This is a genomic window from Flavobacteriales bacterium (assembly GCA_021296215.1).
Lineage (GTDB): Bacteria > Bacteroidota > Bacteroidia > Flavobacteriales > ECT2AJA-044 > ECT2AJA-044.
In genome coordinates this window covers 1-8,952 of sequence record JAGWBA010000085.1, presented here as the reverse complement: position 1 = coordinate 8,952, position 8,952 = coordinate 1, and the positions used below count along the sequence as shown (strand labels likewise).

11 protein-coding genes and 1 pseudogene are annotated in these 8,952 nt (G+C 47.7%); 9 read left to right on the top strand and 3 right to left on the bottom strand.

All coding sequences use genetic code 11. From position 1 onward, the window contains the following. Nucleotides 1-486 precede the first annotated feature (486 nt). Both J4F31_11200 and J4F31_11195 read left to right on the top strand, forming a co-directional pair. Nucleotides 487-816 carry a type II toxin-antitoxin system RelE/ParE family toxin gene (locus tag J4F31_11200; GenBank protein ID MCE2497123.1) on the top strand — a complete coding sequence of 110 codons (330 nt, stop codon included), beginning with the start codon at nucleotides 487-489 and terminating at the stop codon, nucleotides 814-816. Beyond that, nucleotides 797-1,087 (top strand): helix-turn-helix transcriptional regulator, encoded by a 291-nt coding sequence (locus J4F31_11195; GenBank protein ID MCE2497122.1) that lies wholly within the window; start codon nucleotides 797-799, stop codon nucleotides 1,085-1,087. Before J4F31_11200 ends, J4F31_11195 begins: the two co-directional genes overlap by 20 nt. A gap of 90 nt (nucleotides 1,088-1,177) precedes the next feature. Here the strand turns inward: J4F31_11195 and J4F31_11190 are convergent, their stop codons facing one another. From J4F31_11190 to J4F31_11180, 3 genes are read right to left on the bottom strand one after another with little or no spacing between them, the layout of a single operon-like run. Then, on the bottom strand, nucleotides 1,178-1,528 hold the full coding sequence (locus J4F31_11190; GenBank protein MCE2497121.1) for a hypothetical protein: 351 nt from the start codon (nucleotides 1,526-1,528) through the stop codon (nucleotides 1,178-1,180). Next, nucleotides 1,525-2,019 (bottom strand): hypothetical protein, encoded by a 495-nt coding sequence (locus J4F31_11185; protein MCE2497120.1) that lies wholly within the window; start codon nucleotides 2,017-2,019, stop codon nucleotides 1,525-1,527. Before J4F31_11185 ends, J4F31_11190 begins: the two co-directional genes overlap by 4 nt. Nucleotides 2,020-2,076: 57 nt before the next feature. Next, the gene (locus J4F31_11180; GenBank protein ID MCE2497119.1) at nucleotides 2,077-2,868 is read right to left on the bottom strand and encodes a universal stress protein; all 792 of its coding nucleotides are present in this window, start codon (nucleotides 2,866-2,868) and stop codon (nucleotides 2,077-2,079) included. Between the two features lie 102 nt (nucleotides 2,869-2,970). On the opposite strand from J4F31_11180, the gene J4F31_11175 reads away from it, so the two are divergent. The 7 genes and pseudogenes from J4F31_11175 to J4F31_11145 all read left to right on the top strand — a co-directional run bounded on the left by J4F31_11175 (nucleotide 2,971) and on the right by J4F31_11145 (nucleotide 8,783). Next, nucleotides 2,971-3,582 carry a hypothetical protein gene (locus J4F31_11175; protein ID MCE2497118.1) on the top strand — a complete coding sequence of 204 codons (612 nt, stop codon included), beginning with the start codon at nucleotides 2,971-2,973 and terminating at the stop codon, nucleotides 3,580-3,582. A 75-nt stretch (nucleotides 3,583-3,657) separates the two neighbouring features. Continuing rightward, a complete protein-coding gene (locus J4F31_11170; GenBank protein MCE2497117.1) occupies nucleotides 3,658-4,266 on the top strand; it encodes a T9SS type A sorting domain-containing protein in 609 nt (202 codons plus the stop codon). A 54-nt stretch (nucleotides 4,267-4,320) separates the two neighbouring features. Beyond that, nucleotides 4,321-4,752, top strand: coding sequence for a hypothetical protein (locus J4F31_11165; GenBank protein MCE2497116.1), 432 nt, complete (start codon nucleotides 4,321-4,323; stop codon nucleotides 4,750-4,752). Next, the gene (locus J4F31_11160) at nucleotides 4,749-5,303 is read left to right on the top strand and encodes a YceI family protein (GenBank protein MCE2497115.1); all 555 of its coding nucleotides are present in this window, start codon (nucleotides 4,749-4,751) and stop codon (nucleotides 5,301-5,303) included. Before J4F31_11165 ends, J4F31_11160 begins: the two co-directional genes overlap by 4 nt. 76 nt (nucleotides 5,304-5,379) lie before the next feature. Further along, a complete protein-coding gene (locus tag J4F31_11155; GenBank protein MCE2497114.1) occupies nucleotides 5,380-5,997 on the top strand; it encodes a M15 family metallopeptidase in 618 nt (205 codons plus the stop codon). A gap of 6 nt (nucleotides 5,998-6,003) precedes the next feature. Beyond that, complete coding sequence (locus tag J4F31_11150; GenBank protein ID MCE2497113.1) at nucleotides 6,004-7,692, top strand: hypothetical protein; 1,689 nt, start codon at nucleotides 6,004-6,006, stop codon at nucleotides 7,690-7,692. A 23-nt stretch (nucleotides 7,693-7,715) separates the two neighbouring features. Beyond that, nucleotides 7,716-8,783: pseudogene (locus J4F31_11145) on the top strand (cytochrome-c peroxidase). Nucleotides 8,784-8,952 lie beyond the last annotated feature (169 nt).

The following is an 8,952-nucleotide window of genomic DNA, read 5'->3' as shown; positions in this document are numbered from 1 at the left end:
TTCTTCTCATCGTTTTCGGATTTTAAGGGTTAAAAATATTAACTTAACCGATGGTCCGAAATCTGGGGAGTATTACGCTGAGTTTGCTATATTTTACAGGCATTACAGAACAAATCTATCCAATTGTTCTGGTCTTAAGCCTAACTAAAGCACGGAAAGAAGGAGGCATTGGCGATTCCGAGCTTATCGTTTTAAATATTGTGAATGGTTTTAACCATGGACCCGCTTATTCAGACTTTCAAAAAAGTTCGACATCAGTCCTTTCAGCTCCACAGAACAAAATGGAAGCCGTTTACCGAGGAGCGCTGCGACGAAGCGCTAGCCCCGCCAGCTCCACCAAACTTTTTTACACCTTTGGGGTGTAAAACATGGAAAAAAGCGCCTAGGACGGGTGCTTTTTCTGCTTAGGGTGAAGTCGTTTCTGTTCTACTTTATTCCAAGATCGATCGGTCAAAATGAAACTTATTGGTTACATTTGTGTTAGCCATGAGGATACTGGAGCCATTTGAAGACCATTTCTGGGAGTTCTATAACAGTCTTCCCGATCAAGCAAAAAAGAAGGTCGACTATGTACTTCAGATGGTGATCACTCTGGACCGGATTCCGAAGCAGTTCTTCAAGCATCTTGTAGATGGTATTTATGAGATCAGAATTAAATCGGGATCGGATATTTACAGAATCTTCTGCTTTTTCGATGAAGGCAAACCGGTCATTCTTTTGAACGCCATTCAGAAAAAGACGCAAAAGACTCCGAGGAAGGAATTGGAAAGAGCAAAATCTTTAAGATCGAAGTACTATGAATCCAAAGACGATTAACGAACACTTAGACCGGAAATACGGAAAGACGGGTTCGGCAACTAGAGATAAGTTCGTCGAGGAAGCTCAAGCACACATCATTGCTGAAATGCTCAAAGCTGCACGTAAAGAAGCGAACCTCACACAACAAGAACTAGCTGATCGGCTCGAAGTTAAGCGAACGTATATTTCAAAAATCGAACGAGCCGTGAGCGATATTCGTCTCAGTACATTAAAGAAAATCGTCGAACAAGGGCTAGGCGGAAAACTACATATCCACCTTGAACTGTAAGGGCTTAAGTGGGCTGAAAAAGTTCTACATCAATCCCCTTAGCTCCACCAAACTTTTTTACACCTTTGAGGTGTAAACCGTCTTGAGCGATCAGCGGAAAGCCACATTATTGCTGATTTTCACGAGGGCTATGAGACTTTTGAAAAAGTTCGACATCAGCCCCGCCACCTCCACAGAACAAAATGGAAGCTGTTTACCGAAGAAGTAAGCGGGTTTTTCATTTGACCTGAGCCAAGCTCTGCTCGTGCGAATGGGAAAAGAAAAGGCCGCGGTGGGGCGCAGCCCCGAAACTGGTTCCATTTTGATTTGTTGCGCCACCCCAGACCACGCCAGAGGAGCGCAGCGACGAAGCGCTAGCCCCGCCAGTTCCACCTTAACTAAATTGGACTGGAATGACCAAAACAACAACGGTGTTGCACTATTGCTGTAGGGAAAACTCATTCTGACGACTCATCCTCTTCAGGTTTACTTAAGCCTTTCGAGACTATTGCTCCGGAGCTTCGAGCTCCGTCAAAGTAGTTCCTAAAGAGCTTTCGTATGTCCTTCTTCCACGTTTGGTTCTGCAAGTACAGAAACGAAATATGATGTCCGACGGCAAACGCCGCGAAGAACAGCAACATGTCAAGTCCGAAATACGGTGTGATGGGCTTGTATAGCACAATAGCCAAAAAAATGTGGATCATCCACAGCATCTTCACCACGTGCCAACCGTCGCAAACGGTCACGAATATGTGCGAACTACCCCAAAAGCGTTCGCCTTCTTCGGGATTTCTGTTCTTCCACTTATTTCGCCAGGCCACCTCTCCGTCCCAAAAATTATTACCCAAATGGGTCATACCTTTTCGATCGAAATAATCGGCCAAGGATTTCCAAATCGAAATCTTGTAGTGGTGCGGACCGGCGATCTTATCCATAGCCGCTTCCCAGTACATTCCAACAAATAGGACGATTAAACTAAGCATCTACTTGATTTGTCGAGCCAAGAGTTTTCAATGGCAGCACAGCACTGCTATCCCCAATTCATTGAGGATCACATTCTCTTTGTCAACGTTTCCGAACACTTTGGTATCACCCGCGGCCTGAGCCATGATACTGATCAAATGAGGATTACTTTCACCGGCATAGGCGATCGTTTGGCGGGCATAGCCCACACTGTAAATCTTGGCTTCTTCTTCGACCAACCGGTACTTGATCCCTTCGGCCTCAAAGAACCCTTGACACTTGGTCACATTCTCGGCCGTTTCGTCATTGAGCCGATCGGTCTTGTAAATGGTGTACAATTCCACCATTCCATTCGGATCCATGAGCTCTCGAGTCTGTTGCATCTTCATCTCGAACTGGCTGTGTTCCGCGATCGGGAATAACACCTTTGCGAATCCGCCCGCATGCCATTCCGAACTGTCTTGAACGACCAGTGATGGCACATTCAGCATCTGCACCAGCTTCAGAATGTTTGAACCGAAAATATGTTGCTTCAAACCTTTTTTACCGTGCGTGCCAATGATCACGAGCGAAGTATGCAACTTGTCCACCGCTCCTTCGACGATATCGAAAAAGCTCCCCTCTATCATGTGTAATTCCACATCCAACCCCGCCTCATAGAATTCCTTATTGTATTCCGTGAGCCTCGACCGGCACTCCTCCGAACGCTTGTTATCGCCCTTGGGAACAACAGTGAGCAAATGCGCTTTAACGCCCTGATGACGGGCGATCTGCTTGGTGAATTCGATAACTTTCTGAGATATTTCGGTATGATCGATCAGTGCTGTGATGGATCTCATGATGGGCTAGGTTTTCCGGCAAGTTAGGTTTTTTTTAAATACGTCATTTGCCGTATTTACTCGCATAAGGCAGGCACCGAACTTTGATTAAAACTCATGATCATGAAACGACTCGCAGCCCTTTTTGCTCTGTTTTTCGCCCTCTCGGGCGGATATATTCACGCGCAGTGGTCCCCACTGGGCATTACCTCAGGTTTGTCTAACCCCGACATTGAATCTATTGGCTCTTTCGTAAAATACAACGGAGCGTACTACTGCCACACGTACTTAAGTGGCCTTCAAAAATCGAGCGGTGGGGTCACTTGGAATACCGTTACCACGAACGGAATCAACCATCCACCAACCAAGATGTTCGATTGGAATGGGCGACTTTACGCTTGGGGACAATGGAATCAATACGCCTCCTCCGTTCTTTACTACTCTACTGACGGTGGTATAAACTGGACACCCGATACCGCAGGTTCTCCACCAAACGGGGTGTTTCCGGCCGTGCCCTCGGGACACGGAGTAAGTGCTACCGTGGGAGACTATATTTGTATCCTCTACAACAACGGACTCCAAAATTACTGGCGGCACATCGACAGCACGCACTACCGCCTCGACAATTTCCTGATCTCGACTGCCGACGCTACGGCACTTCATGCGCAAGGCGACACCCTGTGGGCCGCACGAGGGGGTTCTATTTACTACACGATCGACTACGGCTACACCTGATCCAGCCCGGCAAACAATGGGCTCCCCTTCCCCGCTTTTGGCGCGGATATTTTCGCCGACGGAAACAATCTGTACATGACCACATCCAACAATTCGATTGGTGAACCCGGAATTTGGAAATCGACGGACAAAGGTGCCAACCGGGTCGAGATCTCATTAGGATCGGTCATTGGGCCGGGATCCTTTGGCGTGAATAGAACCATTATGTCGATTTGGGCTCGTGGGAATACCATATACCTCGGACTTGGATCGGCCGGATCGGGCGAATCCGTTGAGGCTTGCGTATCGATCGACGGGGGAGCCACGTGGACCCTTGAAGCCAATGACTTTCACGACGATTTGTTCGGCACCGATGCTGTGCGCAAGTTATTTTTCTACGATGGAGCACTATGGGCGCAATGCAATTTTAAGGACATGTATCGTAAAGCGATCAGTGTTGGCCTCGACGAAATTCGCTACGAACGAATCTCCCTCTACCCAAACCCAAGCACAGACTATTTTAATTTTACGGAGGAACAGGCCATAGAGCAGGTCTTGGCCATAGACCCGCAAGGAAGGTCGACCCTCCTTCGCAAGTTGGCCCGCGGCTGGGATGTCTCGAATCTGGCCGCAGGCCAATACACTCTTATTGCTACCGATAAAGCGGGTAAAAAGCATTTAGCGAAGCTGATAGTGCCTAGATAATACAAACGTTCGGCGCAAATTTTGCGTTATTTACATCAACGCAACGCTTGTGCCATGGTATTGAAACGTCTTTTACTTTACGGAGGAATTGCAGCCGTGCTCGCCGGGGCATACGGACTGTACATGTTCTACAAGCCCGTTCCGGGAGTGGATCAAATGAAGACCGAGGCTCATATGACCAGTATGGAGCTCGCCGGGGCCTTCGAAAACGACGAGGCATCGGCCAGCGACGAATACATCGGCAAGGTACTTGAAGTCACGGGAGTGGTTACGGAAGTAATGCCGGGCGACTCGTCTGGAGTGATCGTGGTATTGGCATCGGATGGATTTATTCAGGTGCTCGCGGGTATGAGTCCGGAAGTTGAAGCCCCAAACAATCTATCAGGATCTGAAGTTACTGTAAAAGGTATTTGCACCGGAGCCACCATGCTCGATGTTGTGCTCAGCCGTTGCATCTTTCTCACACCCAAAGACCTTTCTGAATGAAACGTTTACTCCTTTTACTTTCGGCCGTTATATTGACTACGACGAGTTTTGCCCAAGGCAAGTACCTCACGCGAGCCGGAGAGATCTATTTTAAATCGAATGGCGAGATCGACGACGGAGTCGAAGCAACCAACAACCAGGTGGCATGTGTGCTCGATGGTTCCAATGGAGAGGTAGCCTTTCAGGTGCTCATCAAGGCCTTCAGCTTTAAAAAGGCGTTGATGGAAGAACATTTTAACGAGAATTACATGGAGTCGGATCAGTTTCCGAAGTCGATGTTTTCGGGTCGTATTGATGATTTCGGATCCATTAACCTAAGCAAACCCGGTAAACACGAGGTAACCGTGAGCGGAAAGCTCACCATCCACGGTGTAACGAATGGGGTGAGTCAAGCCGGTACCTTAGAGGTCAACCAAGACGGGAGCATACGCATGACGACCCATATGCTGATCTCTTGCGCCGACTACGACATTTCGATTCCGGCCGTAGTTGCCGATAAGATCGCCAAAGAGATCGATGTCGACATCAACGTCTTGTTAAAGGCGGTTTAAGGAATCGCCTTATCTTGCGGTCATGTTTCGTTTGGCCGTGATCCTTTTTGTTTTCCTGCTCAGCTGCAAACCGGATTTGCCCGAGGGCTTCGTTTATTTGGACGAACTAGCTCCGTCGATAGAGGAAGAATTGCGCTATGCCGGCTCCGACAACTTCGTCGGCGCGCCTGTCGATGGCTACAATGGTCGGCGAGTGATTGTGACCCGCCCGGCTGCGGAGGCCTTGCGGAGCGTTCAGGAACGCATCGGCCCGCAGGGCCTGGGAATAAAAGTCTTCGACGCCTATCGCCCCCAACGCGCGGTGGACCATTTTATGCGCTGGACGCAGGATATTGGGGATACACTGACCAAGGCTAAATACTATCCGAATTTGCGAAAAGATTCGCTGGTACCGCAAGGTTATATATGGAAACGCAGCGGGCATTCGCGGGGCAGTACCGTGGATTTGACGTTGATCTACCTCGAAGGGCCGAGAGCCGGCGAAGAGGTGGACATGGGCACTGGATGGGATTATTTTGGACCGGAATCGTGGCCATCGTATCGTGGCGTTTCGGATAGCGCATTCGCGATGCGGCACCTTCTGCGCAAGGCTATGATAGCCGAAGGGTTTTCTCCCTTGCGGGAGGAATGGTGGCATTTTACCTTGGAGGATGAGCTCTTTCCCGAAACGTACTTCAATTTCACCATCCACTAAAGCCCTATGCTACCTAAGTACGATCGATACAGAGCCATGGCAATCAGCGCATTAAGCGTACTGGTAGTCGATCTCGTGATCGTGCTTTTTGATCTGGCTCGGTTTAACACGAATGACGATATCGGGATCATTTACCGCATTATGGGTGAGTGGATGGTTAGTGAGCCCACTGCATTCACCATGTTTACGCATATCGATATTAGTCGAGTACTCGTCTCATTATATGAATTGATGCCCGGGCTTCCGTGGTATGGACTATATCTATTGCTTCCGATCTCTATATTTCACTACCTCATCTTTTACTATGGATTGCGTAATCATGGAAACAGGGCATTGCTCTATATGCCGGTCTATTTTTTTTCCGGTGGTTACTACGTTTTTCTTGAACTCCAGTTTACGATTGCCGCATCGGCCTGGACGGTTAGTGGTCTGGTTTTACTTGTTCAGCAGATCCGAAAAGATCGATGGGTATGGCCTACATGGTTGGGAATCTTGTTCATAGCGATAGGGTTAATGGTCCGTTTTAAGCAGGCCGCGGTGATACTGATGTGTTTTTTGCCATTGATCGCTTTCTTTTCTTTGAACTACCGAAAGCAAAGAAGGATTCAGCGCGGTGCCATCCTTTTTTTAGCCTTGTTACTTTCAACCGTTATTATGCAGTATCGGCAGTTATCGGCATACCAAGCTCATCCGGAATGGAAAGGCACTATTGAGTTCAATAGGGTGCGATCCGATTTGCACGACTTCAAGGCGTTTGAGTCATTGAGTGAGGCCGATCAGGTTCAAATTTTGAGCGAAGTAGGTTGGTCGATGAACGATTACCTCATGTTCATGAACATGTATTTTTGGAACACTGCTAAATATTCAATGGAAGCCTTGGAGACTATTTCGGAAGCCGCACCAATCCAGCGAAAGGCTTTCGGCATGAGTACGATAAAAAAATCGCTCCAAAGATTCTTTAACCCTTTTTCATTTGCAGTCCTGGCCATGGCCATTTGGCTTTTTTTTGAGAGTCGTCGTATGCGCCGGGAGCAATGGTTATTGGTATATGGCGTTGGACTCATCGCCCTACTCTATTTCGTCTCGGCCCTGGTTTTGAAACCACTTCCCGAACGTGTTTCGTTTGGACTATTCCTGGCCTTTTTCGGCTCATTACTGGTTTTTCTTCGACCCGGATCTCGAAACAGGATGAAGACTTTCTTTTGGATACCCCTCAGTATTGTCTTGATAATAGCTGTAGCCAATGTATTCGAAGCTGCTCGCAAGTATCGCGTTTCAAGAGAAGAGCGAAAATCCATAATTGAACTAAACTCATTTCTGGAGCAAGATTCGAACTCTATTGCTCTCATACGAGGGTCGCGGTTTCCATGGAAAGGGGTTACGCCTTTCATGAAAAAAGAAAACAAGCCCCGTGGAGCAGTGTTAGTGATGGGAAGTTTGCAACAGACCTCTCCTATCAAGAAACACGCGAAGGAAATTGGGGTGGAACGATTAGCCGTGTCGATTCTGAGCAAGCCCGTTTATATCTCCGTGAAAAAAGAATTCTTTGAAGAAGATACGGCGATGCTATCTACCGCATTCGAGGAATGGGCAAATTTATTACCGGAATGGCATACCGAATTCGAATCCGGTCGCTTGGTTTTTATTCGCGGAGGTGTATCTGAAGTCACGGAAAATGAGGCCAAAGAGCGGTAATTTTAGCATCAAAATCCGATGCTATGAAACGTTTTATCTATCGCCTCGTTGCAGTATCCATGGCCCTTGTTGTGGTCGGCTGAGGATCAACTGCTGAGCAAAAATCCGTTGAAGATTCTTCACAAGGTGACGCTCAGGAACTCTTTGCACAAGCTCAAACCTATTTTAAACCGCTCGAAGCATCCGCAGCCCTTGGCGACAAGGTAATCACTGAGGAACAAGTAGAGCTGGGGCATGTACTTTACTTTGATGAGCGTCTGTCTGACGGGAACACACAAAGCTGCAATACCTGCCATAACCTAAGCACCTATGGAGTGGATCGAGAGCCAACTTCATTAGGCAACAAAGGTGAACGAGGCGGGCGAAATAGCCCGACGACCTTGAATGCCTCATTGCATTTTGCACAATTCTGGGATGGGCGTGCGGCAGACGTAGAAGAACAAGCGGGCGGTCCTATTTTGAATCCGGTCGAAATGGCCATGACGGATGAAGCTACGGTAGTGAATCGCCTGAAAAAGGATGAGTACTACCAGCGTATGTTCGCTTTGGCGCTTCCCGATGATGAAGATCCCATTAGCTACGGCAATCTGCAACGCGCCATTGGAGCTTTCGAACGGAAATTGGTCACCCCTACTCGATTCGACGACTATTTGAAAGGGGATGTCAATGCGTTAAGCTCTGCTGAACAAGAGGGACTGCACGCTTTTATTGACGCCGGCTGCACTACTTGGCACACAGGACCAGCATTGGGAGGCCATATGTTTCAGAAATTTGGGTTGGTTCACCCTTATTGGGAGTATACTGGAAGCGCCGTAATTGACTCGGGTAAGTACGCCTTAAGTGGGAATCAAGGTGATGTCTTCCAGTTCAAAGTTCCCGGACTTCGAAATATTGAAGAAACCTATCCGTATTTCCACGACGGTAGTGTTGAGGATCTGAATGAGGTCATTAGAATCATGGCCAAAACTCAATTAAACAAGGATTTGAGTGATGAAGAGGTTGCCAAGATCAAAACATTTCTGGGTTCGTTGACGGGTGATCTGCCGGAAGACTTGAAGAAACGATCCCAGGTACTCGCGAGGCTTCAATGAGATAGAAAAATAGTTTAGGCTTAAGACCAGAAGATTATTTACTAACGATTAAATATAGGTCTTGAAATTTAATCCTTCCCGTTAAAGAGGGGGATTCAATTTCAAGACCATGTTCCAAAGTTCTTTTTCCATTTCCTTAGGCTCTTTCTTCCACCTCCATTCACATTCT

What these genes read in the sequence shown, in the direction of transcription:
- J4F31_11200 (MCE2497123.1), top strand. Translation starts at nt 487, where the DNA reads ATGAGGATACTGGAGCCATTTGAAGACCATTTCTGGGAGTTCTATAAC.
- J4F31_11195 (MCE2497122.1), top strand. Translation starts at nt 797, where the DNA reads ATGAATCCAAAGACGATTAACGAACACTTAGACCGGAAATACGGAAAG.
- J4F31_11190 (MCE2497121.1), bottom strand. Translation starts at nt 1,528, where the DNA reads ATGAGTTTTCCCTACAGCAATAGTGCAACACCGTTGTTGTTTTGGTCA.
- J4F31_11185 (MCE2497120.1), bottom strand. Translation starts at nt 2,019, where the DNA reads ATGTACTGGGAAGCGGCTATGGATAAGATCGCCGGTCCGCACCACTAC.
- J4F31_11180 (MCE2497119.1), bottom strand. Translation starts at nt 2,868, where the DNA reads ATGAGATCCATCACAGCACTGATCGATCATACCGAAATATCTCAGAAA.
- J4F31_11175 (MCE2497118.1), top strand. Translation starts at nt 2,971, where the DNA reads ATGAAACGACTCGCAGCCCTTTTTGCTCTGTTTTTCGCCCTCTCGGGC.
- J4F31_11170 (MCE2497117.1), top strand. Translation starts at nt 3,658, where the DNA reads ATGACCACATCCAACAATTCGATTGGTGAACCCGGAATTTGGAAATCG.
- J4F31_11165 (MCE2497116.1), top strand. Translation starts at nt 4,321, where the DNA reads ATGGTATTGAAACGTCTTTTACTTTACGGAGGAATTGCAGCCGTGCTC.
- J4F31_11160 (MCE2497115.1), top strand. Translation starts at nt 4,749, where the DNA reads ATGAAACGTTTACTCCTTTTACTTTCGGCCGTTATATTGACTACGACG.
- J4F31_11150 (MCE2497113.1), top strand. Translation starts at nt 6,004, where the DNA reads ATGCTACCTAAGTACGATCGATACAGAGCCATGGCAATCAGCGCATTA.